The organism is Acinetobacter lwoffii, assembly GCF_024129435.1.
GTDB classification, from domain to species: domain Bacteria; phylum Pseudomonadota; class Gammaproteobacteria; order Pseudomonadales; family Moraxellaceae; genus Acinetobacter; species Acinetobacter lwoffii_F.
Genome location: NZ_JAMXXN010000001.1, coordinates 86150 through 109914 on the forward strand (window position 1 = coordinate 86150; position 23765 = coordinate 109914).

The following is a 23765-nucleotide window of genomic DNA, read 5'->3' on the forward strand; positions in this document are numbered from 1 at the left end:
CATGTCGCAGCCACTGTTTGAAAAAGTTGCATTTATCGGGCTTGGACTCATTGGTTCAAGTCTGGCGCGTGTCATTCGAGCCGAGCATTTGGCCAATGACATCGTTGCATCGACACGTTCACAAAAGACTTTGGAAGATGCTAAATCTCTTGGCCTGATTTCCGAAGGCTATGCAGATCCTGTGGAAGCGGTCAAAGGTGCTGATCTGGTAGTGCTTGCATTACCGGTGCGTGCCACGCAAAAGGTGCTGGAAGCCATCAAGCCTTATTTATCTGCCAATACCATTATCACTGATGTCGGTAGTACTAAAGGCAATGTAGTCGATGCAGCGAAAGCAGTCTTTGGCGATGCACTACCTGAAGGTTTTGTACCGGGCCATCCGATTGCAGGTGCAGAACATACTGGTGTACATGCAGGAAAAGTCGATTTATTTGCCAATCATAAGGTGATTTTGACGCCACTGCCAAGTAGTGCAGGCTGGGCCGTCGATAAACTGATTCAGCTGTGGCAAGCGGCGAAAGCCGAAGTGATTTGTATGGATGTCGACAAGCACGATGAAGTGCTAGCGCATACCAGTCATCTTCCGCATCTCATGGCCTTTAACCTGGTTGAGCAACTGGCCAAGCGTGAAGACAATTTAGATATATTTCGTTATGCTGCCGGTGGCTTCCGGGATTTCTCGCGAATTGCCGCCAGCGATCCACAAATGTGGCATGACATCTTTTTTGCCAACAAAAAAGCAGTTCTGAATGCTGTTGATGGCTTTGAACAGCAGCTCGCGATTATCCGCAAATTGATTGAAGATGAAGATTCCCACGCATTGATGGGCTTATTGGGTCATGCGCAGGCAGCTCGCCAGCATTTCAACCATATGCTCGCCAAGAAACCTTTCATGGAGAAAAATAAAGTGACACAACAATTTACCATTCAGCCGGGTGCCAAGAAATTTCAGGGTAAATTTACCGTGCCAGGTGACAAATCTGTGTCACATCGCTCGATCATGTTTGGTGCGATTGCTGAAGGCGCCACGCATGTGACCGGCTTTCTGGAAGGTGAAGATGCTTTAGCGACACTGCAAGCTTTCCGTGATATGGGTGTCAGCATTGAAGGCCCTAAAAATGGCGAAGTGACCATTCATGGTGTTGGCATGCAGGGCTTAAAAGCGCCACAGTCTGCCATTTATATGGGCAACTCAGGCACTTCAATGCGTTTGCTGTCCGGTATGCTGGCAGCGCAGAAATTTGATTCAGTCATGACTGGCGACGCATCTTTATCCAAACGTCCAATGGAGCGTATTGCCAAGCCTTTACGTGAAATGGGCGCGCAGATCCAGACCACAGGTGAACGCGGTACACCACCTGTATCCATTACCGGTAATCAAAACCTTAAAGGGATTCAGTACGATTTGCCAATGGCTTCTGCTCAGGTGAAATCAGGTATTTTACTTGCAGGCCTGTGGGCGGAAGGTGAAACTTCGGTGACTGAACCTGAACCAACCCGCGATCATACTGAACGTATGTTGCGTGCATTCGGTTATGAGGTGAAAACTGAAGGTAACCGAATTTCCCTGCAAGGTGGTGGTAAGCTGGTTGGAACCAATATTCAGGTGCCTTCAGACATTTCGTCCGCTGCCTTCTTTATGGTGGGTGCGGCAATTACTGAAAACTCGGACGTCACCCTTGAAGCGGTAGGCATTAACCCGACCCGTACTGGTGTGATTGAAATCCTCAAGCAAATGGGGGCGGACATTATAGTTGAAAACGAGCGTATTGCAGGCGGTGAACCAATTGCGGACATTCGTATTCGTGGTACGCGTACCTTGAAAGGCATTCATATGCCGGAAGATCAGGTGCCATTGGCAATTGATGAATTCCCGGCGTTATTCATTGCGGCAGCATGCGCTGAAGGTCAGACGATTCTGACCGGTGCTGCCGAGCTTCGCGTGAAAGAATCGGATCGTATTCAAGTGATGGCAGATGGTCTTCAAACCATGGGCATCGACTGTACCCCAACTGAAGATGGCATCATCATTGAAGGTAAGGGCAAGTCCGGTGACTGGTCGCCAATCTTTACGGGTGGTGAAATTGAATCGCATCACGATCACCGTATCGCGATGAGTTTTTCGATTGCCGGTTTGCGTAATTCGGAGCAGATCAAGATTGTCGGTACTGAAACGGTCGCAACCAGTTTCCCGACCTTCACAGAATTGACCTCAATCGCAGGACTGCCCATTCAAGTGTCAGAATAATTTTTAAAATTATGTGAAACAGCCAAGCTTTTGCTTGGCTGTTTTGTTTATATTGCTTATGCTAAACCCATATAAGAAAAAAGCCATTTGGAAGTAGCGATGCGAAAATTAAAATTCATGGCCAATACCCAGAGCCAAACACCACGGGATAGTCAGGAAACCCAGGAATATGTAGCACATTTACTTGCCGAAAAATTAGGCAAATATGGTTTTCAGACCTTAAGCCAAAGTGGTGCTCAGGTTGCCGTCAGTGTAGATGAACATGCGCTGCCTTTATCGGTGAGTTGTGAAACCAGAGATGAACAAGGGCATCTGGTCTGTGAAATTGCCTCATATCCTGAAGAAAAACAGGACTGGCTGGATCGTATCACCGAAAGAAGTTTGCTTAATCAGCTTGCACAGGCAGTGGAAACCTCTCTAAAAGAGCAGGAAAGCTTTAGCGAGTTTGAATGGAAGAGCTAATTCAACAGACTCAATCAGCTTTGCCTACATTGCAAAGTAAACGCCTGATCCTGAATTGTTTTAAATCAGCCGATGCCAAAGAAACTTATGCTTCAATTACGCCGAGTCTGACACGTTTTATGGCGTGGGACCCACCAGAATCTGAACAGGAATTTGCAACAGTCTGGCAAAATTGGCTGGAAAATATGACCGATTATAAAGAATATGTATTTGTGATCCGTCATATTGAAACACAAGAATTTATTGGACTATGTGGTTTACATCGACTTCATGATGAAATACCTGAAGATCGACTTCATGATGAAATACCTGAAGTCGGTATTTGGATCCGTGAAAATGCGCATGGTCATCATTATGGACATGAAGCAGTGCATTGTATTGTGGCCTATGCTTTCAATACATTAGGGCTTCAAGTCTTAAGCTATCCGGTAGCAGAAGAAAACTGGGCTAGCCGTAAAATTGCAGACCGCTTGGGCGGAAAAATTATCCGTTACATCGATAAGCCTAAATATCGGGCTGTGATGTATGAAATTTTTGCAGACGATTTTGTCTTTTAATAAAAAAACCCATCATCTGATGGGTTTTTTATTTAACCAAGCGCTAAGTACCGGCTCATTGCAATCCGCAATTGCTTTAAATAGCCGGTAAAAAAATGGTTGGCACCAGGTAATACGGTCACTAAATGGCGTTGTGGCTTTGCCCATTCAATTATATCTGAGAGCAAAGTCACTTCATCGGCTTCGCCATGAACGAACAGAATGTCGCCTTTAATGGCGGGCGTCACATAATGGCGAATACCTGCAACTGTTGCAGTCGGCAGACCACATAAAATGGTTTGCTTTGGTTGCAGTTCTACCGGTAAGGCTGCATAGCTTTTTGCCATGACATGCGCACCAAAACTAAAACCACCTGCATAAAAAGGCAGGGCAATATGCTGGTTGCGAGCGAACCGAATGACTTCTAATACATCATCCGTCTCACCGAAGCCCTCGTCGTGTATACCTTCACTTTGACCAGAACCACGGAAACTTGGACGATACACAATACAGCCACGTTCCAGATACATTTGTGCCAGTAAAACCGGAACCTTATGTTGTGGTGTACCGCCTTGCAATGGATGGGGGTGACAAACTACCGCGAATCCTTTCACTTCACCCTGAGGATAATCCACAAAAACTTCAATCTGACCCGCAGGCCCTTGAAGAAAAATTTGCTCGGACATATAAAAACCGATGATTAACAGGAGAATCGTGCATTTTAACGATTATGGTGAATAAAAACATGAATTGGAATTAAAATAAGCAGACTGATATAGTTTGATTAATCATTTTTTGACCAGGTTGCCATGCTCGCTTTAATTTCTCCAGCCAAAACTCTCGATTACGATACTCCATTACCGACTGACCAATTTACTCAAGCAAGATTATTAGAACATTCACAGGACTTGATTAAAGTTTGTCGCACACTTTCTGCAACAGAAATTTCCAGCTTAATGAGTGTCAGTGAAAAAATTGCCAGTTTAAATACCGCACGTTTCAATGACTGGCAGCCAGATTTTAATTTAGCCAATGCCCGTCAGGCGATTTTTGCATTTAAAGGCGATGTCTATACAGGTCTGGATGCCTATAGTTTGAAACATGAAGATCTGAACTATGCACAAGATCGTTTACGCATGTTGTCTGGATTATATGGACTCTTACGTCCTTTGGATCTGATGATGCCGTACCGTCTGGAAATGGGAACCAAGTTAGCCAATTCCCGCGGGCATAACCTATATGACTTCTGGGCGCATCACATTACTGATCTGATTAATCAGGATCTAGCAGCAGCAAATTCTGAAATCCTGGTGAATATTGCCTCTGATGAATATTACAAATCAGTCAACGAGCGCAAAATTCAGGCAGACATTATCAAGCCGCTATTTCTGGATCAGAAAAATGGTAAATATAAAGTGATTAGTTTCTATGCCAAAAAAGCACGCGGTCTCATGGCGCGTTTTATGATTGAAAATAAAATTGATCGTGTCGAAGAGCTGAAAGCTTTTAATAGCGATGGCTATTATTTCGATGCAGACAGTTCACTCCAGGGAGAACTGGTGTTCAAGCGTGATGAGCAACTGAGTGCATAAATGAGATGATTCCCAGTATCTGGCATGAGGATATGTATGCCGGATATTGGGATGTCTTTATCATGGTTAGGTTCTTAAATAGTGTTCAACGATTTGACTCTATGATGAGTGAAGTGTGGATGAACTGCATAATGAAAACTTCACGATAGTTAAAAATAAAAAATATCGCTAAACACTTTGAAATTCCTCGCAAAATCTCCCTTATTTAGATCATTTTATTCTAAAAATTACAGTTGAGCATTCTTGGAAAATGCCGATAAAATAAATCGAAATAATTTCTATTGAATAGGTTAGATTTCATTTATCTATATATTTTAATTTTGAAGAAACTTCTTTTAGAGATTTTTAAAAATATATTAAATTCAATTATTTATTGTTTATTTGAAAGAATTTTTAATAGTATCGATTTTTTGAAAAAAAGAATTATAAATTAATTAAGTATTAATAAATAAAACGACATAAAATTAATCTTTAGAAGATAAATAAATGCCTTCTATCGGGTTAAATGTAAACTATGTCACAAGTTTGTTAGGTTTTTTGTTAGCATAATTGCATAGTGTTACAAAGCAGCATAATAAAAATGAAAATATATGCTATCCCTGTTTTTGCCTTAATGATCAGTTTATTAGGATTTTGTGTCCATAAACAGTCAGAAATCAGAAAATATGAAAAGATCCGTCATGTCTTGAACGATGGACGTGATTCAAGCAAATTGCTGGAATCCAATCGGCATCGACATTAAGCAGGTTATATATCTTCCTCCCGCCAATTGGGCTGGATTAATAAAATTAAAACCATAATAAATATAATAAAATTTTTTAAATATTCACCTGGAATATATTAATTTCTAATAAAGTGTAAAATCAAATAAGCAATAAGAAATCAATGTGTTATAATTTGCCAACGATCAGGATGAAGCAGAATTCATCTTGTTAAGCATTCGATTTAAATCGAGAAAATAAAGCTGCATAAAGGTTATGCAGCTTTTTTGTTTAGATTTTTTTTGGGTTTTTATAGCATAGCCCTGGGGCTGTAAGCTGTTCCAACATTTTAACCCGTCAAATGGCTATGCTGGCATATTCGTTGCTAACACATCCTTAAAATTGATGAATTTTTTTATAAAATTTCATTTATTTGACGGCTTGCTTAAAGCATAAAGTTTACTCAATAGGGGCTAGGTCATGACGACTCCTAATCCATCTTCAGAAAGTATGCTTGAACGTCTGTTTAAACTGAGTGAAAACAAAACCAGTTTCCGTACAGAAGTTCTTGCTGGTGTGACCACATTCTTAACGATGTGTTACATCATTATTGTCAATCCGATGATTTTGTCCGAAACGGGGATGGATCATGGGGCTGTCTTTGTAGCAACCTGTCTTGCAGCCGCGATTGGCTGTTTAGTCATGGGCTTGATTGCAAATTATCCAATTGCACTTGCACCAGGCATGGGCTTGAATGCCTTCTTTACCTATTCCGTATGTTTGGGAATGGGTGTGCCTTGGCAAACAGCACTTGGGGCTGTGTTTATCTCCGGTCTTGTGTTTATTGCGATCAGCATGTTCAAAATCCGTGAAGCCATTGTCAATGCGATTCCAATGTCGCTGAAACTGGCCATCGGTGGTGGTATTGGCTTATTCCTTGCGCTGATTGCTTTGAAAAATGCCGGCCTTATTGTGGATAATCCCGCTACGTTGGTAGGTTTGGGTGATTTAAAGCAACCATCGGTTTTGCTTGCATTATTTGGTTTCCTTTTGGTTGTTGTGATGCATCACTTTAAAGTGCGTGGTGCGATCATCATCAGTATTTTGGTGTTAACCGGTATTTCAGCAGCATTGGGTCTGAGTGAATTTAAAGGTGTGGTTGGCGCAGTGCCATCGATTGCACCCACATTTATGCAAATGAGCTTTGAAGGTCTGTTCACTGCCAGTTTAATTGGCGTGATTTTTGTCTTCTTTCTGGTTGATCTGTTTGACTCAACCGGTACGCTCGTAGGTGTTTCACACCGTGCAGGCTTGTTGAAAGATGGCAAACTGCCGCGTTTGAAAAAAGCACTTTTTGCTGACTCTTCTGCAATTGTTGCAGGTGCAGCTTTAGGTACCTCATCGACTACACCATACATTGAATCTTCTGCAGGCGTAGCAGCCGGTGGTCGTACAGGTCTAACTGCTGTTGTAGTCGGTATCCTGTTTGTTGCCTGTTTGTTCCTGGCTCCATTGGCACAGTCTGTACCAAGCTTTGCAACCGCGCCAGCGCTGTTATTTGTCGGTGTCTTAATGATTCAAGGTATCGTGCATATTGACTGGGAAGATATTACAGAAGCAGTTCCTGCATTTTTAACCATTGTATTTATGCCATTTACCTATTCGATTGCGGATGGTATTGCGATGGGCTTCATCAGCTATGCACTGATTAAATTGTTAACCGGTAAGGCATCAACTGTACCGTATATGGTCTGGATTATTGCAGTACTATGGACGCTTAAATTCGCACTATTTGGCGGCTAATTTTTCTAGATTTGGAAAGGGTGTAAACTCAGTTTGCACCCTTTTTTTATTATTTTAGGTTTCATAAGGAGAAGCGATGAACCGTCTTGAGTTGATTCGAGCTTTGCCAAAAGCCGAGCTTCATGTTCATATTGAGGGCACTTTTGAGCCTGAGCTAATGTTTGCGATCGCTCAGCGTAATAAAATTGCCATCCCGTATAAATCTGTTGAAGAAGTTAAACAGGCCTATAACTTTCATAATCTTCAGTCCTTCCTGGATATTTATTATGCTGGTGCTACTGTATTGATTCATGAACAGGATTTTTATGATCTGGCCTGGGCGTATTTTGAGAAATGTGCTGAAGACCGGGTCGTGCATACTGAAATGTTCTTTGATCCACAGACCCATACCGATCGTGGCGTTGCTTTTGCAACCGTGATCAACGGCTTGCAAAAAGCCTGTGATGATGCCAAAACTAAACTGGGTATCAGTTCACATCTGATTATGTGCTTCTTGCGTCATTTAAGTGAAGATGCTGCATTTGCAACATTGGAACAGGCCTTACCTTATAAAGACCAGATTATTGCAGTCGGTTTGGACTCAAGTGAAGTCGGGCATCCACCTTCAAAGTTTGAACGTGTCTTTGCTAAAGCGCGTGAAGCAGGTTTCTTGGTTGTAGCACATGCAGGTGAGGAAGGCCCGGCAGCCTATGTCTGGGAAGCTTTAGATTTGCTGAAAGTGAATCGTATTGATCATGGTGTACGTTCGGAAGAAGATCCGGCGTTAATGCAGCGCCTGATCGCAGAAAAGATGCCACTGACGGTTTGCCCATTGTCAAACCTGAAACTCTGCGTCGTGGATGATATGCAGCAGCATAATATCCGTCGCCTCTTACAGCAAGGTGTGCATGTCACGGTCAATTCAGATGATCCATCTTATTTTGGTGGTTATATGAATGACAATTTTATTGCCATTGCTGAAGCACTGGATTTAAGCAACGAGGAATTGAAGCAGTTGGCCATCAACTCATTTGAAGCTTCTTTTATTACCGATGCTGATAAAGAGCAATGGATCAACCAGATCCGTGCCCTGGTTTAAGTTTTTAGATAACAGGCAGGGTACGCTCTGCCTTTGTTTTTTATAGATGGATATGAAGTTGAAACATGTAATTCTACTCATCAGTAGCGTGTTGATATCTGCCTGCTCAAATGCAGATATGACTTTGACACAGCGTACTTTAAAACCCGTGATTGAATACCAATGTGCAAAAGAATTGAAAGCATCTAAATTCTGGACTGCCTCGACCTATTTTATGCAGGACAAAAATAAAGCTGAACTTGAGCAAAATGTCTGTTCATGTGTAGGTGAGCATGCACTCAAGGATATTCCGGCAAGCACTTTACTGAAAGCGACTCTGGATGAAGAAGTAAAGTCAAAACTCACGCAACAGGCTATTGCAAACAGTCTGAAAGGCTGCATGACCGAGTTCTTAAAATAAAATCAGCTTTGCAATGAAAGCTGATTGAGTGTGGTTTTGCAGATTATTTTTTAGAAGATTTGGATTGTCGGGTCATGCTGTTGAGTACATGATCTTTATCGATAAAATGATGTTTCAGTGCTGCGAAAATATGTCCAACTAAAAGTAAGCCAACTGCCCAGGAAAGCCAGATATGCAGGGGTTTTACGATCGCGGTTACAGCCGGATTTTCTGAAATCAGTGCCGGCAGGTTAAATAAATATAGCACTGGTGCTGGATAGCCCAGACTCCAGCTATATAAACAGCCGGTGACAGGTAGGGCAATCAGCATAAAATACAAAGCCAGATGACCTGCATGTGCCAAAGTTTTCATCCGGGGTGACATAGTGTCCGGTAGTTCAGGGGCAGGGTGGGTATAACGCCAGAAAATTCGCACAACCAACAGGAAAATAATGGTGGTGGCGATATTTTTATGCAGGGTGATGACATCGCCTTTAAAGCTGCCATCGACTTCATAACTTAAAAAATTCCCACTATAAAAACCAATCAGCCAGGCCGCAATAAAGATAACTGCCATGATCAAGTGCAGCCATTGTGCCGTGCGCGTGTAATATTGTACTTTTTCCATGTGATTTTCGATTGCCCTCAAAGATGAATGCACCTTAGCAAAGGGCGAATCAACTCAGCAATTCCAAATCTGCAACGCTATGGTGGCTTTCATGCAACATCTATTGAAATTGCTGGGTGCAGATTAAACATTCAGGATGATTTATAGATTTCTTATTCAGGTGAATTTCGGCACAATAGCGTCACGCTTCATATATGAATAAACAAGGAACAGATCTGTGAAAAAATTATTGGCTGCACTTGCTCCGCTTACTTTGGTTTTATCGGCTTGTGCAACAACAGGCAGCCCTGAAACGCAAACCACGACTCAACAGCTGGGTGGGGCTGCGCTTAAAATCGCGATCAATGCAAAATGTACGACTGAGCTGAATAATATTCCAGCATGGCAAACAGCTACACGTCTAATGACTACGACCCAAAAGCAGAATATCCAGACTGAAATTTGTGGCTGTGTCAGCGAAAAAGCACCCCAAAGCGTAACAGCGGTAGATTTGGCGACTGCAGCGATTGACCCGGCAGCACGTGCGACGATTGTCGGCAATGTGGTTGCAAAAACCATTAACGCTTGTGTAGCTGAAGCTGTAAACTAAGCCAAGATTAAATTGAAATAGGCTGACTGGTTCAGCCTATTTTTTATGGAAAAATAGACATGAAGATTGCTGGTGTAGATGAAGCAGGGCGTGGGCCATTAGTGGGTTCGGTGGTCGCTGCGGCAGTTATTTTGGATCCGAACAACCCGATTGAGGGTTTAAATGATTCTAAAAAACTCACTGAAAAGAAGCGTGAAAAACTTTTTATCGAGATTCAGGAAAAAGCGCTGGCATGGGCCATTGCTGAGGCTTCTGCGGCAGAGATTGATGAACATAATATTTTGCAAGCTTCTTTGCTGGCCATGCGTCGTGCTGTAGAAGCTTTGCCAGTTCAACCAGAGCATGTACTAGTCGATGGCAATAAAGTCCCTCAAGGCCTTCGCATGAGCTGTGATGCCGTGGTGGGTGGTGATGCACTGCATGCTGAAATTTCAGCAGCCAGTATTCTGGCGAAAGTAACCCGTGACCATCAGATGATCGAGATGGATCAGAAGCATCCGCAATTTGGTTTTGCCAAGCACAAGGGTTATCCGACCAAAGCACATTTTGAAGCAATTGCCTTGCATGGTGTCATTGATGAGCATCGCCGCAGTTTTGGGCCAGTGAAAAAGGTGATTGCAGCATTACAGCAGGGTGCAGAACTTTAAGTTTTATTTAAAGTAGTATCTAAGTATTTAATATTTTTATATAAAATGCGGACAAATTTAAAGCGGCTCAAAAGCCGCTTTATTCTTCGCACAAACATTAACGATTAAAGTTATTTTGTGTCTGGCTGTCATCTTCATAAGAAGGTTGGTAATCTTGATCGATATGTTGAAGATGTTCATGCATTGCACGTTCATGCTGGATACGCTGGTAAATCTCTTCACGGTGCACAGAGACTTCTTTCGGAGCATTTACCCCGATACGAACCTGGTTACCTTTTACACCAAGCACAGTCACACTGACTTGATCACCAATCATTAAAGTTTCCCCGACGCGTCGAGTCAGAATCAGCATGTTTTTCTCCTTGCAAAATGCAAAACCTGCAATCTATTGAATGTAAAACAAAAAGCACAACCAAAAATTACAAAATAAGATCTGGATAGAAATTCTGTCATCTGGGTGAAAGATTTTAATCTATCTCAGCTGGTTAAAAATCCTCAGGCTTAATATAACAGAGCCACTATAAAAAAAACTATAGTGGCTCTGCATTTTTGTAGACTTTTATAAAATACTGTCAAACAATGACAATATTCTGTCTTAACACTTAAGCACGTGCGCTAGATTCGCCTTGTTCACGGTCTAAACCGAATGCGGTATGCAATGAACGAACAGCAAGTTCAAGATAATTTTCTTCAATGATCACAGAAATCTTGATTTCAGACGTCGAGATCATCAGGATGTTGATGCCTTCATCTGCCAATGCTGTAAACATTTTGCTCGCTACACCTGCATGAGAACGCATACCTACACCCACAATCGATACTTTTACGATATCTGAACGGGTCGCAACTTCACGCGCACCAATTTCTTGAGCAGTCGCTTCAAGAATGGCTTTGGCTTTATTTAATTCGCCACGGTTCACAGTAAAAGTGAAATCAGTTGTACCATCTTCTTCAACGTTCTGGATAATCATATCCACTTCAACATTGGCATCACCAATCGGGCACAAAATTTTAGAAGCAATACCTGGTTCGTCAGGCACACCTAAAATAGTTAATTTTGCTTCGTCACGGTTAAATGCGATACCGGAGATAATTGGCTGTTCCATGTTGTCTTCCAATTCAGTCGTAATAAGTGTACCAACGTTTTGCTTAAACTCTTCGTCGAATGCGCCATCGTTGTCATTGTCGAAGCTTGATAATACGCGTAAAGGCACCTGGTATTTACCAGCAAATTCAACTGAACGAATTTGCAGGACTTTAGAACCGAGTGACGCCATCTCAAGCATTTCTTCAAATGAAATACGATCAACTTTTTTTGCTTTTGGTGCAACACGTGGATCGGTGGTATATACACCGTCAACGTCGGTATAAATCTGGCATTCATCTGCTTTGAGTGCGGCAGCAATTGCAACACCTGAAGTATCAGAACCGCCACGCCCTAAAGTGGTGGTATTGCCATGTTCATCAAAACCCTGGAAACCGGCAACGACAAGTACGCGGCCTGCATCCAGATTTGAGTTCAGGACTTCAGTATCAATGGATTCGATACGTGCCTTATTGAATGAGCTGTCGGTTTTCATGCCAACCTGGCGACCTGTTAGTGATTTTGCTTCAACTCCAATTGAGTTCAGCGCCATTGCTAACATAGAAATCGTAACCTGTTCACCCGTAGATACCATTTGGTCTAGTTCACGTGGGTCAGGGGTTTCGGTAATGGCCTTCGCTAAAGCAAGTAGACGATTGGTTTCGCCACTCATTGCTGATACCACTACCACTACCTTGTGGCCGTGGTCATGCCAGCGCTTTACACGACGAGCAACATTTAAAATGCGCTCGGGAGTACCCATAGAGGTACCGCCATATTTTTGAACGATTAATGCCATAGTTGTTCCATATAAGCCATGACCCTGATGTACCTATCAGGGTCAGTTACACAAAATTGAAGTTTTATTTTGCTGCAAGCCAGGCAGTTAAATCTGCCATCACTGGAGCAAACTTCTCGTTAAGTGGCGCGCCACCTTGTGCCAAGTCAGGTTTACCACCACCTTTACCACCTAGCTCATTCGCTAAATGTTTGATGATGTCACCTGCTTTAATAGAAGCAGTAAAGTCTTTTGCCACAGATGCGATCAAGCTCACCTTGTCACCCTCTACACCTGCAAGAACAATCACTGCATTTTCTAATTTTGATTTCACACCGTCGTGCAGGTTGCGAAGTGCTTTCGCATCCATGTTTTCAACAGTTGTAATCAAGGTTGCACGACCTGCAATGCTTTGAACTTGGCTTAGAAGTTCACCGGCTTGCAGGCTAGCAAGTTTTTGATTGAGTTGTTCGATCTGTTTCTGCAAGCTCGATGCAGTATCAACCAACGCTTCAACTTTTTCTAAAGTCTGGTCTTTTTGTGCTTTGAGCAAACCGTTAATCATATTGATATCGCGATCGGCTTTTTGCGCAACTTCAACTGCTTTAGTGCCTGTTACTGCTTCAATACGACGTACACCGGCTGCCACACCACCTTCAGAGGTGATTTTGAACAGACCGATATCACCGGTACGTTTTACGTGAATACCACCGCAAAGTTCGATTGAGAACTTTTTCTCTTCAATCACTGAACCCATAGACAGTACACGTACTTCGTCACCGTATTTCTCGCCAAACAGCATCATCGCGCCTTTAGCTTTCGCAGACTCGATATCCAGAAGTTCAGTAGACACCGCAGTATTGGCAATCACTTCAGCATTGACCAAACGTTCAATTTCTTGCAGCTGTTCAAAGCTTACAGGTTGGTCATTGGCAAAGTCAAAACGTAACACATCAGATGCAACCAATGAACCTTTTTGCTGTACATGTGAACCTAAAATTTGACGTAACGCAGCATGTAGCAGGTGAGTCGCAGAGTGGTTGCGCGCAGTTGCTGCACGAATATCTGCTTTTACTGTTGCTTCTACATTTTGAGTAACTTTCAAGTTACCCATCGTCACGATACCTTGGTGTACAAATGCGCCACCAGATTTTTTGGTATCTTGAACTTCGAAAATACCAGTATCGTTTTTAAAGATACCTGTATCACCGATTTGACCGCCGCTTTCTGCGTAGAAAGGTGTTTGGTTGAGTACGATCAGTGCTTCATCGCCTTCAAACACTTCATCAACTTGCTCGCCATCTTTGTAGATTGCGATGATTTGACCTTCACCTGCAGTTGCGTCATAACCATCAAACTGAGTTTCGCCTTCAACTTTAACTACGCTGTTGTAGTCGATCGCGAATTTACCTGCATCACGTGCGCGTTGACGCTGTGCAGCCATTTCAGTTTCGAAACCAGCTTCATCAATAGTTAAGTCACGTTCACGTGCGATATCTGCAGTCAAGTCTGTCGGGAAGCCGTAAGTGTCGTAAAGTTTAAATACTACTTCACCCGGAATCACAGAACCTTTTAACTGTGCCAATTCACCTTCAAGCAATTTCAGACCTTGCTCAAGTGTTTTGGCAAATTGTTCTTCTTCTTTCAGAAGTTGTGCTTCGATACGTGCTTGTTGAGCAGCAAGTTCAGGATAAGCTTCGCCCATCACTTCGATCAGTGGCTTCAACATCTTGTGGAAGAACGAACCTGTTGCACCTAGCTTGTTACCATGACGTACTGCACGACGGATAATACGACGCAATACATAGCCACGGCCTTCATTCGATGGATTTACGCCATCAGCAATCAGGAATGAACATGAACGGGCATGGTCAGCAACGACTTTCAATGAAGCAGGATACTGAACTGGTGTGCCTTTCTCAGCAGCTTCAGCTTCAAGCGCTGTAGTATCCAGACCAATAATTTCAGCCGCAGCTTTAAGTAAATGCTGGAATAAATCGATTTCGTAGTTTGAGTTGACGTGCTGTAAAACTGCAGAAATACGCTCCAAGCCCATCCCTGTATCCACAGAAGGCGCTGGAAGAGGGTGTAACACGCCATCAGCAGTACGGTTGAACTGCATGAAAACGTTATTCCAGATTTCAATGAAACGGTCACCATCTTCTTCAGGAGAACCCGGTAGGCCACCCCAGATGTGATCGCCATGGTCAAAGAAGATTTCAGAACATGGACCACAAGGACCGGTGTCACCCATTGCCCAGAAATTATCAGATGCGTATTGACCGCCTTTGTTGTCACCAATACGGATGATGCGAGATGCATCTAGACCGATTTCTTTGTTCCAGATGTCAAAGGCTTCATCATCGGTGTGGTAAACGGTTGCATAGAGTTTATCTTTAGGAAGACCAAGCCATTCTTCGTTAGTCAAAAAGTCCCAAGCAAATTTGATCGCATCACGTTTGAAGTAATCACCAAAGGAGAAGTTACCCAACATTTCAAAGAAAGTGTGGTGACGTGCTGTATAACCCACATTGTCCAGGTCATTGTGCTTACCACCTGCGCGCACGCATTTTTGTGACGACACTGCACGTACATAATCGCGTTTTTCTAGACCTAAGAAGCAATCTTTAAACTGGTTCATACCAGCATTGGTGAACAGCAAAGTTGGGTCATTGGCAGGTACTAGAGAACTCGACGCGACACGTGTATGCCCTTGCGATTCAAAGTAACGCAAAAATGCTTCACGAATTTCAGCTGATGTCATAAAACGAGTACTCACAACCAAGTCACTCCATAATTTCCGATTTGGCTAAAACACCACAGTCTGACAAGCATACAAGAGCTCTGCTGCAATGCGGGGCTTAAAAATTTAAAACGCCAAATTATAACGGAAAAAGCAGTATGCACCAATCATTTTAAAACCAATTGCGAAGGATTTATTTACTCAGGTTTTTTGCTGAATAATTAAATTGAATTTTCCCGAAGCAGAATCTGTGGATATCCATCACATTAAAAAATAAACGCAATTTTAAATGGCTTGAATATAGACGAATGTATCAGAAATAAAATAATCGAAAATCAGTATTTTCACTGAAGTTTTTAATGTACGGCGCCAGAAATCCTTTAACATAGAAGAGTTTTAAAATAGGCATATAAAAGGTCGAGTCATGCAACGAGTGGCAATCAATGGATTTGGGCGTATTGGACGGAATGTACTGCGCGCATGGTTTGAAAACCCGAAAGATTTTAATTTTGAAATCGTTGCCATTAACGATATTGCCGATGTTGAAACCCTGATCCATCTATTTAAATATGACTCGACCCATGGCCGTTTTCCGGGGCAGGTGGATCTCAGCTATGATGCTGAACATATCTATATGCATATCAGCTATCAAGATACTGCATTAAAAGTACAGGTTTTGTGTGAGTCGCATCCGGCTAAGTTGCCTTGGCAAAACTTGACGGTAGATGTAGTGCTTGAATGTACTGGGCTATTCCGTTCTCGTGAAGCCGCGACCCAGCATATTGGCGCAGGGGCGAAACGTGTGATTATCGGCGCAGCACCTTTTGATACGGTCGATGCCGCAATTGTCTATGGTGTCAATCATCATGAAGTCAAAGCATCGGACCAGATCATTTCCAGTGTTTCTTGTACTACGCAGGCTTTGGTGCCACTGGTCAAAATTATTGATGATGCATTTGGCATCAGTAGCGCCCTGATGACCGAAATCCATGCTGTTACGGCGGATCAGTCGGTACTGGATCATGCACATCGTGATTTGCGACGTGCACGTGCCTCGGGCCATAACATCATTCCGACCACTTCGAGCGCACTCGGTGCCTTAAAGCGTGTCATGCCAAAAATGGAAGATCGTATTGATGGTTATTCGATTCGGGTGCCAACCATTAATGTGGCCGCGATTGATTTGACCTTTGTCTCCCAGTCGCCGATTACCGATCACAAGTTAAATGAAGTTCTGATTAAGGCTGCCCGGCAGGATTTTGCCGAAATTATGTCGGTAACGGACGAGCCCTTGGTATCGAGTGATTTTAATCATTCCCCGTATTCACTGATTGTTGATCTGACCCAGACTCTGGTGGTCGGGCATCAAGCTAAGGTTTTTGCCTGGTACGATAACGAGTGGGGCTATGCCAACCGTCTACTGGATTTATGTGAATCATTTCATTAAGTTCGGGTTATCTAAACCTCAAAAGCACCAAGACACGGTGCTTTTTTCTTTCCTATAAATATTCTGCAAGCCATGTTTTAAGAGAATTTGCCGGTAATTGATCGAAAATCAGGAATCGAGGCTGAATTATTTACGTTATCCGCAGCATTTTTCGTTAAGATAAAGACAATAAAATGAAATAAGAGCAAGCACATGATGGTAGTTTGGGGATTTATTATACTGCTGACTTTGGCGGTAATTTTTCTGATCTGGCTGCAGTTTAACCAGAGTGATGAGCCACGTAGCGTGGAAGGCGTGCCAGTCGAAGAAAAAATCGTGCATCTGGAAGAAAATTTAAAAAAGACCCTGGAAATCATGCAGGATCTAGCCAAAAAAATGCATGTGCAGCAGGAAGTGCTGGATCAGACCACAGCCAAACTTCAGCAGGTTGAATTGCAAAATGCCGAACTGGTCAGTTTGCTGACCAAAGTGGTTGATCCACAGAAATAAACAAAACCCCTTTAGAGATCATTTAAAGGGGTTTTTCTAGCGTTAGATTATTAAAATTCTTAAAATTGCAGCAGAAACCATACTGATGGCGACGGTCGGTAATAATCCAAAACGTGTAGCGGCAAATAGCGTTAAAGCCAAGGCAATCAGGTCTGCCGGATGGTCGCGTACAAAATAAGGCGCAATCACTGAAATCAGCACGCAGCCGGGAACTACTTCCAGAATTTTTCGCTGGCGCTGTGTCAGCGTTTTATTTTTTAATAAGACATAGCCCAAGAGCCGGGTTAAATAGGTGGTCACAGCAATCAGGATAATGGCCACCAAGGTATTTATCTGGATCATGCTTGATCCTCTTGAATCAGGAAAAATGCCGAAGTGATTCCAGACAAGGCGCCAATCGGCACATACCAGCCCGCAGGTAAATATAAATAAGCCAAAGCCGCACAGACTAAACTGACCAGCCATGGCCGGGCAGCCTCAAAACCTTTCCACATACTTCTTAGTAACACCAGAAATACAGCAGGAAAGGCCATATCAAAACCAAAACGGTTGATGTCGCCTAATACAGGTCCAAGCATGGCGCCGAGTGTGGTAAATCCGACCCACATCAAGTACAGGCAAAAACACAGGCCAGCATAATAAGGCATGCTAAACGCAGCACGATAACCCAGTTGCGCCTGTTTCCTTTGTGCATCAGCCAGACCGAGCGCCCAGCTCTCATCGACCATAAAAAACAGCGCCGGAAAAACTTTACGATTCGGAAGATGCTTTAAATATGGAACCAAACTGGCGCCCATCAACAGATGCCGGCTATTCACCAAAAAGGTAATGAACATCAGCATGAGTAAATTTGGCGGACTGCTCCAGACTTCCAGAATGGCAAACTCAGAACCACCGGCAAAGTTCAGACCTGTCAGTAACGGCACTTCGAGCAAGCTGAAATTCTTCTGTACCGCCGTCGCACCCAACACCAGCGCAAAGGGGATAATCCCTAAAAGCATGGGGATAGAGTCTTTCATGCCACGTTGAAATTCGCTGAAATCGGTAGGGACAACCACCGCTGCGGTGCTTTGTCTAAACAAAAGCATGGAAATGACCTGGGTACTGCAAAACTAGACCATATTTTATGGCGATATTCAGGCTATTTGCTGTTGTAATGAAAGATATTTGAGTTTTATTTGAAATTAAATTGCGCTAAATTAAATTTAAAGGGTTTTAAATGCCAAAGTATAAATATGGATCTAATAGATAAACGCATTTTGCATGAGCTGCAAAAGAATGGAAAACTGCAAAATAATGAACTGGCTCAATTAATTGGCTTGTCACCGTCACCCTGTTTAAGACGGGTAAAACAGCTGGAAGATGATGGCGTGATTGAGCAATATGTCGCACTGCTGAATCCACAAAAGGTCAATTTGGCGATGAGCGTGTTTGCACGCGTCTGGCTCAAGTCTCAAGAAGCTGCTGTGGTCGATCAATTTGTCGAAGCGATCAAGGAAATGCCAGAAGTCGTCGAGTGCCAGTTAATGGCAGGCGATTGTGATTTCTTTTTAAGAATTGTGGTGGCTGATCTGGATGCCTATCGTAAATTTCAGATTCATCATTTAACCCAAATTCCCTGCATTCAAAGTGTAAAAACTGAAATTCCATTGCAAACGGTTAAAAGCACGACTGCATTGCCTTTGGTTTAATGCCGGATTTTGTCATGCTATTTGTTTTAAATGTGCATTAAAACGCTGATAGTTGACACAATTGTTGTTGATTTCATCAGGTAGCGAAAATTATAAAATTTGCGATGCACAGCCAAAACTATCGTGCTAGACTAGGAGAAATCGGGTGTGCTCCCGATTTTTTTATGCGGATTCGTTCCGCGCTGACAAGAATTTAGGTTTACAACATGCCCATTTCAGAGACATGGTTATTACCTGATGGTGTAGCTGATGTATTACCAGAACAAGCGCAAGTTATTGAAAGTCTGCGCCGTAAATCACTGGATTTCCTTGCATCTCGAGGTTATCAGCTGGTGTACACGCCATTCATTGAATACATCGAATCTCTATCTTCTCTCTCAGAATCGAATCAAGATTTAGACTTAGCCACTTTTAAAGTAATCGATCAGCTTTCTGGTCGTTTGCTTGGTGTGCGTGCCGATATGACACCACAAGTGGCTCGTATTGATGCGCATGTACATCCAGTGGAAGGTGTAGCACGTTACTGCTATGCAGGAACCGTTCTGCATACCAAGCCTCGCGGTTTTAACACTTCGCGTGCGCCACTACAGTTAGGTGCGGAGCTATTTGGTTCAGACAGCATCGATGCCGATGTAGAAATGGTCGACTTGATGATCAGTCTGATTCAGGAAACAGGTCTGGCAGATGGTATTCATCTGGACTTAGGTCATGTGGGTTTATTCCGCAGTCTGGTGGCTCAAGCCGGCTTAAACAAAGTCGCTGAACAGCAATTATCTGATTTATACCAGCGTAAGGCTTTGCCAGAATTAGAAGAATTCACGGCAGACCTGAAATTTGGTCAGGATTTCTATGCACTTGGACGCTATGCCAGCGACCTGGATGCATTACAAGCGAATTTAAGTGCTGAAGTGTTGGCAAATCCAGCATTCACTCAGGCTTTTAATGTCTTGCAAACCACCAAAGATGAAGTTCAAACCCGTTGGCCAAACTTGAGTATTGGGATTGATGTGGTTGAATTACGTTCATACCATTATCATACTGGTCTGATGTATGCAGTCTATGCACCGAACCGTGCAGCTGCACTGGCACAAGGTGGCCGTTATGATGGCATTGGTGAACATTTTGGCCGTGCGCGTCCGGCAACCGGTTTTTCTTGTGACTTATATGCTTTAAGCGCAGGCCAGTTTGATGCGGTACAGGTCGTGGTTGCACCTAAAGGCACTGATGCAGAGCTTCTGAATGCGATTCAGAATATTCGTGCACAAGGCTTAAGTGTAATTCAGTTACTGGGTAATGATGATTTAAACTCGATTCCATATGCAACGCACCAGCTGGTGAATGCGAATGGTGAGTGGACAGTCAAAACGATTTAACTGCTTGGCTCAGTGTTCATGTCGCTGAGCGGGGCTTTCAACTTTAACAGCATGATGTAATGAGGCTATTATGGGCAAGAATGTTGTGGTACTTGGTACCCAATGGGGCGACGAAGGTAAAGGTAAAATCGTCGACCTGCTCACAGATCAAGCGGCAGCGGTAGTTCGTTATCAAGGCGGACATAACGCAGGTCACACTCTTGTGGTTGGTGGTAAGAAAACTGTCTTACACCTCATTCCATCAGGTATTTTACGTGAAAACGTATTGTGCTTAATTGGTAACGGTGTTGTTCTTTCTCCTGAAGCGCTCATCAAAGAGATGGACATTCTTGAAAAAGAAGGCGTTCCTGTTAAAGAACGTTTACGCATTTCTCCAAACTGTCCATTGATTCTTCCGAACCACATCGCACTTGACCAGGCGCGTGAGAAAAAACGTGGTAATGCGAAGATTGGTACGACAGGTCGCGGTATCGGTCCTGCATACGAAGACAAAGTAGCGCGTCGTGCAGTACGTGTTGCTGACCTAGTACGTGGTGGTGAACATCTTACTGCTCAGTTAACTGAACTTCTGGACTACCATAACTTCCAGCTGACTGAATACTACGGTGTTGAAGCGGTTAAACTGGAAGACGTGCTGGCACTTTGCGACGAATGGCGTAAGGTTGTTGCGCCACTGGTTGTGGATGTGACCACGGAATTGCATAACTACCGTAAAAACGGTGACAATATCATGTTCGAAGGCGCGCAAGGTTCACTTCTTGACGTTGACCACGGTACATATCCGTATGTAACGTCTTCGAATACAACTGCTGGTGGCGTAAGCTCTGGTTCAGGTCTGGGTCCTTTGCACCTTGACTATGTACTGGGTATTACTAAAGCGTACACAACGCGTGTAGGTGCAGGTCCATTCCCAACTGAGTTGGTGTATGACGCTGCAAATGACACAGGTGATGCGATTGGTAAACACCTCGGTACGATTGGTAATGAATTTGGTGCCTCTACTGGCCGTCAACGTCGTTGTGGCTGGTTCGATGCTGAAATTCTACGCCGTTCAGTTGATGTAAACTCACTTTCTGGTATTTGCCTGACTAAACTTGACGTTCTTGACGGTTTAGAAGAAGTGAAAATCTGTGTGGGTTATGAAGCTGCAGATTCTGGTTGTGTCGGTTCTTCTGATGCGCTTGCATTCGAAACTTTAAAACCGATTTATGAAACTATGCCAGGCTGGTCTGAGTCAACTTTCGGTGCGAAATCACTAGATCAGTTGCCAGAAGCTGCATTGAACTATGTAAAACGTCTTGAGCAATTGATTGAATGTCCAATCGACATCATTTCAACAGGTCCAGACCGTGAAGAAACCATTGTTCTTCGCCACCCGTTTGATGCTTAATCTTCATTTGACTAAAGCTTGAATGATAAAAACCCATCTCCGGATGGGTTTTTTTATATCCTGAATTTATGCAGCTATTTCAAGACTAAAGTTGCATCGGTAATGTAGCGTGATGTGCTTTAACATAGCGGTATATAAAGAAAGAAAAATGAGCTGCAGGATGCAAAAAAATATATCGGCGACCATGTTTTATTCATTGTTATTCGCGATGGGCGGGGCGCCAACAATGGCCATGATGATTATTCGTGCGCAAACCCAAAACCCCGAAGTGATTTATGCGGTGCTGATTGGTCTGAGTGTCATTATTGCATGTATATTAGTGCCTATTATTTTATTGCAAAATGCTTTTTTATATTTCAAACGTAAAGACGAAATGCTTGAACAGAAAATCAAACCACTCAGTCAGGTTTACTTGGGCCTCAATATTATTTGTCTGATTTATTGGTTGGCGATACAGTATTTGGCTTAAAAATTACATAATTTATAAGAAGATGAATGAATTAAGCGTTTAGCTGCTACGCGCTTTCACTTATAATTTTTACAATGTAAATTGCCCTTGAGCCAAGGTGGAGTAAATTATAATGAAGAATAAACTTTTATTGAGTATGGCTGCTGCTACAGTCGTCACATTATCAGGTTGTACCACCATTGCCGATATGGCAGGGGCAGATACTGCGACCTTAAATGCATCTGCGAGCCAAAGCTATAATGCCATGGTCAATGATGCGCGCAATAAAGGCCAACTGGATACCAGTTCAGCCACCTATAAACGGATTAATAATGTATTTAACCGTTTGAAGCCAGTTGCTAACCAGATGAATCAAACCGGTACAGCATTCCAGTGGCAATTGGCTGTGCTCAAATCTGATCAGGTCAACGCCTTTGTTGCACCAGGTGGTAAGGTTGTATTTTATACCGGTATCGTGAATAAACTGAATCTGACCGATGCTGAAATTGCAGCGATTATGGGTCATGAAATGGTGCATGCCTTAGAAGAGCATTCTAAGCAGAAAATCGGTGCTCAAGCCCTGACTGATCTGGCTTTGGGTATTGGCTTAAATGCAGCAGGTGTAGGTCAAGGTGGCGCTGCAGCAGCACAATTAGGTAGTCAGATCGGTATTGGCTTGCCATACTCGCGTAATCTGGAAAGCCGTGCTGACCAAGGCGGTTTAATGTTGATGGCGCGCGCAGGTTATAACCCGAATGCAGCCATTACCCTGTGGGAAAAAATGAACAAACTTGGTGGCGGCAGTGGTGCAACCTTCCTGTCTACGCATCCATCGAATAGTCAGCGTATTGGGCAAATGCGTCAACAATTGCCAGCAGCGATGCAGATTTATAACCAAAAAAAATAATCCACTGATCATCCTGTAAAAGGAGATCTTGATCGGATTGGAAAGGCAGGGCAATGGCTCTGCTTTTTTTATAGCTAATTGGATGGTTAATATTCTGCGGGCTATTTTCAGGCAATAAAAAAGGCAAAGTCTGACTTTGCCTTTTTTCACTCAAGATCAGAAGATCTTAGTGCTGGTGACCGCCTACACCGTGTACGTGGCCGTGATCTAATTCTTCTTGAGAAGCTTCACGAACAGATACGATTTCAACTTCGAAAGTCAGGTCTTGACCAGCAAGTGGGAAGTTAGCATCAACAACAACATTGTCGCCTTCAACTGCTTTAACAGTTACGATTTGCACGCCGTCATCAGTTTGAGCTTGGAACTGCATGCCTGCCTGAATGTTGTCTACGCCTTGGAACATTTGCGCAGGAACTTCTTGAACTAGGTCAGGGTTGTATTCGCCATAACCTTCAGCAGCAGGAACGTTTACAGTGAATTTTTCACCTACAGTTTTGCCTTCTAACGCATTTTCTAAACCTGGGATGATGTTACCTGCACCGTGCAAATAGGCAAGTGGTTCACCTTGAGATTGGTCGAGAGTTTCACCCTCTGCGTTAGTCAATGTGTAGTGGAAAGAAACCACGAGGTTATTTGCAATAGCAGTCATGTTAATTGATCCATTCAATTTTTTAAGGGTACATCATAAAGTGAAATTGCATTTTTGTAGACTAAAATTAGCAAAAAAACGCAATTTGACAATTTTGTTGACG

24 protein-coding genes are annotated in these 23765 nt (G+C 43.1%); 16 read left to right on the forward strand and 8 right to left on the reverse strand.

Going from position 1 to position 23765, the window contains the following annotated elements; translation table 11 throughout:
- Position 1: 1 nt before the first annotated feature.
- The 3 genes from NI455_RS00465 (at position 2) to NI455_RS00475 (ending at position 3267) form a co-directional block, all read left to right on the forward strand.
- On the forward strand, positions 2 to 2248 hold the full coding sequence (locus tag NI455_RS00465; RefSeq protein WP_253111934.1) for a bifunctional prephenate dehydrogenase/3-phosphoshikimate 1-carboxyvinyltransferase: 2247 nt from the start codon (positions 2 to 4) through the stop codon (positions 2246 to 2248).
- A 99-nt stretch (positions 2249 to 2347) separates the two neighbouring features.
- Entirely contained in the window at positions 2348 to 2710 is a 363-nt protein-coding gene (locus tag NI455_RS00470) for a hypothetical protein (protein ID WP_253111936.1), read from the forward strand.
- On the forward strand, positions 2698 to 3267 hold the full coding sequence (locus NI455_RS00475; protein ID WP_253111938.1) for a GNAT family N-acetyltransferase: 570 nt from the start codon (positions 2698 to 2700) through the stop codon (positions 3265 to 3267). Before NI455_RS00470 ends, NI455_RS00475 begins: the two co-directional genes overlap by 13 nt.
- Positions 3268 to 3299: 32 nt before the next feature.
- On the opposite strand, the gene NI455_RS00480 is transcribed toward NI455_RS00475, so the two are convergent.
- Entirely contained in the window at positions 3300 to 3932 is a 633-nt protein-coding gene (locus tag NI455_RS00480) for an alpha/beta hydrolase (RefSeq protein ID WP_253111940.1), read from the reverse strand.
- Between the two features lie 123 nt (positions 3933 to 4055).
- On the opposite strand from NI455_RS00480, the gene yaaA reads away from it, so the two are divergent.
- The 4 genes from yaaA (at position 4056) to NI455_RS00500 (ending at position 8820) form a co-directional block, all read left to right on the forward strand.
- On the forward strand, positions 4056 to 4838 hold the full coding sequence (gene yaaA, locus NI455_RS00485) for a peroxide stress protein YaaA (protein ID WP_253111942.1): 783 nt from the start codon (positions 4056 to 4058) through the stop codon (positions 4836 to 4838).
- Positions 4839 to 6019: 1181 nt separating this feature from the next.
- Entirely contained in the window at positions 6020 to 7342 is a 1323-nt protein-coding gene (locus NI455_RS00490) for an NCS2 family permease (protein ID WP_004645563.1), read from the forward strand.
- Between the two features lie 76 nt (positions 7343 to 7418).
- A complete protein-coding gene (locus NI455_RS00495) occupies positions 7419 to 8420 on the forward strand; it encodes an adenosine deaminase (RefSeq protein WP_005103600.1) in 1002 nt (333 codons plus the stop codon).
- Positions 8421 to 8466: 46 nt separating this feature from the next.
- The gene (locus NI455_RS00500; RefSeq protein WP_004278976.1) at positions 8467 to 8820 is read left to right on the forward strand and encodes a hypothetical protein; all 354 of its coding nucleotides are present in this window, start codon (positions 8467 to 8469) and stop codon (positions 8818 to 8820) included.
- A gap of 43 nt (positions 8821 to 8863) precedes the next feature.
- Here NI455_RS00500 and NI455_RS00505 read toward each other — a convergent pair whose 3' ends face one another.
- Entirely contained in the window at positions 8864 to 9427 is a 564-nt protein-coding gene (locus NI455_RS00505; protein WP_005247418.1) for a cytochrome b, read from the reverse strand.
- A gap of 217 nt (positions 9428 to 9644) precedes the next feature.
- Between NI455_RS00505 and NI455_RS00510 the strand changes: the two genes are divergently transcribed.
- The gene (locus NI455_RS00510) at positions 9645 to 10016 is read left to right on the forward strand and encodes a hypothetical protein (RefSeq protein WP_004278974.1); all 372 of its coding nucleotides are present in this window, start codon (positions 9645 to 9647) and stop codon (positions 10014 to 10016) included.
- Between the two features lie 59 nt (positions 10017 to 10075).
- Positions 10076 to 10663 carry a ribonuclease HII gene (rnhB, locus tag NI455_RS00515; protein ID WP_005247416.1) on the forward strand — a complete coding sequence of 196 codons (588 nt, stop codon included), beginning with the start codon at positions 10076 to 10078 and terminating at the stop codon, positions 10661 to 10663.
- 97 nt (positions 10664 to 10760) lie between these two features.
- On the opposite strand, the gene csrA is transcribed toward rnhB, so the two are convergent.
- The 3 genes from csrA to alaS form a co-directional block, all read right to left on the reverse strand.
- Positions 10761 to 11015 carry a carbon storage regulator CsrA gene (gene csrA, locus NI455_RS00520; protein ID WP_004278972.1) on the reverse strand — a complete coding sequence of 85 codons (255 nt, stop codon included), beginning with the start codon at positions 11013 to 11015 and terminating at the stop codon, positions 10761 to 10763.
- Positions 11016 to 11265: 250 nt separating this feature from the next.
- Positions 11266 to 12546 (reverse strand): aspartate kinase, encoded by a 1281-nt coding sequence (locus NI455_RS00525; RefSeq protein ID WP_004278971.1) that lies wholly within the window; start codon positions 12544 to 12546, stop codon positions 11266 to 11268.
- Between the two features lie 64 nt (positions 12547 to 12610).
- Positions 12611 to 15304, reverse strand: a complete 2694-nt coding sequence (alaS, locus tag NI455_RS00530) for an alanine--tRNA ligase (protein ID WP_253111944.1) — start codon at positions 15302 to 15304, stop codon at positions 12611 to 12613.
- A gap of 388 nt (positions 15305 to 15692) precedes the next feature.
- Between alaS and NI455_RS00535 the strand changes: the two genes are divergently transcribed.
- Together NI455_RS00535 and NI455_RS00540 are read left to right on the forward strand one after the other, a co-directional pair.
- Positions 15693 to 16715, forward strand: a complete 1023-nt coding sequence (locus tag NI455_RS00535; protein WP_005106504.1) for a type I glyceraldehyde-3-phosphate dehydrogenase — start codon at positions 15693 to 15695, stop codon at positions 16713 to 16715.
- Positions 16716 to 16907: 192 nt separating this feature from the next.
- Positions 16908 to 17204 (forward strand): hypothetical protein, encoded by a 297-nt coding sequence (locus NI455_RS00540; RefSeq protein WP_004278968.1) that lies wholly within the window; start codon positions 16908 to 16910, stop codon positions 17202 to 17204.
- Between the two features lie 42 nt (positions 17205 to 17246).
- Here the strand turns inward: NI455_RS00540 and NI455_RS00545 are convergent, their stop codons facing one another.
- Both NI455_RS00545 and NI455_RS00550 read right to left on the reverse strand, forming a co-directional pair.
- A complete protein-coding gene (locus tag NI455_RS00545) occupies positions 17247 to 17546 on the reverse strand; it encodes an AzlD family protein (protein ID WP_114541870.1) in 300 nt (99 codons plus the stop codon).
- A complete protein-coding gene (locus tag NI455_RS00550) occupies positions 17543 to 18292 on the reverse strand; it encodes an AzlC family ABC transporter permease (RefSeq protein ID WP_253111946.1) in 750 nt (249 codons plus the stop codon). Before NI455_RS00550 ends, NI455_RS00545 begins: the two co-directional genes overlap by 4 nt.
- A 147-nt stretch (positions 18293 to 18439) precedes the next feature.
- On the opposite strand from NI455_RS00550, the gene NI455_RS00555 reads away from it, so the two are divergent.
- The 5 genes from NI455_RS00555 (at position 18440) to NI455_RS00575 (ending at position 23013) form a co-directional block, all read left to right on the forward strand.
- Positions 18440 to 18895, forward strand: coding sequence for an Lrp/AsnC family transcriptional regulator (locus tag NI455_RS00555; RefSeq protein ID WP_253111948.1), 456 nt, complete (start codon positions 18440 to 18442; stop codon positions 18893 to 18895).
- 206 nt (positions 18896 to 19101) lie between these two features.
- The gene (locus NI455_RS00560) at positions 19102 to 20268 is read left to right on the forward strand and encodes an ATP phosphoribosyltransferase regulatory subunit (protein WP_195725826.1); all 1167 of its coding nucleotides are present in this window, start codon (positions 19102 to 19104) and stop codon (positions 20266 to 20268) included.
- A 70-nt stretch (positions 20269 to 20338) separates the two neighbouring features.
- A complete protein-coding gene (locus tag NI455_RS00565) occupies positions 20339 to 21658 on the forward strand; it encodes an adenylosuccinate synthase (RefSeq protein ID WP_004278963.1) in 1320 nt (439 codons plus the stop codon).
- 160 nt (positions 21659 to 21818) lie between these two features.
- Positions 21819 to 22127 carry a hypothetical protein gene (locus tag NI455_RS00570; RefSeq protein ID WP_071851724.1) on the forward strand — a complete coding sequence of 103 codons (309 nt, stop codon included), beginning with the start codon at positions 21819 to 21821 and terminating at the stop codon, positions 22125 to 22127.
- 112 nt (positions 22128 to 22239) lie between these two features.
- Positions 22240 to 23013: a M48 family metallopeptidase gene (locus NI455_RS00575; protein ID WP_005106510.1), complete on the forward strand. Its 774-nt coding sequence runs from the start codon at positions 22240 to 22242 to the stop codon at positions 23011 to 23013.
- A 166-nt stretch (positions 23014 to 23179) separates the two neighbouring features.
- Here NI455_RS00575 and slyD read toward each other — a convergent pair whose 3' ends face one another.
- A complete protein-coding gene (gene slyD / locus NI455_RS00580; protein ID WP_004278960.1) occupies positions 23180 to 23662 on the reverse strand; it encodes a peptidylprolyl isomerase in 483 nt (160 codons plus the stop codon).
- Positions 23663 to 23765: the final 103 nt, after the last annotated feature.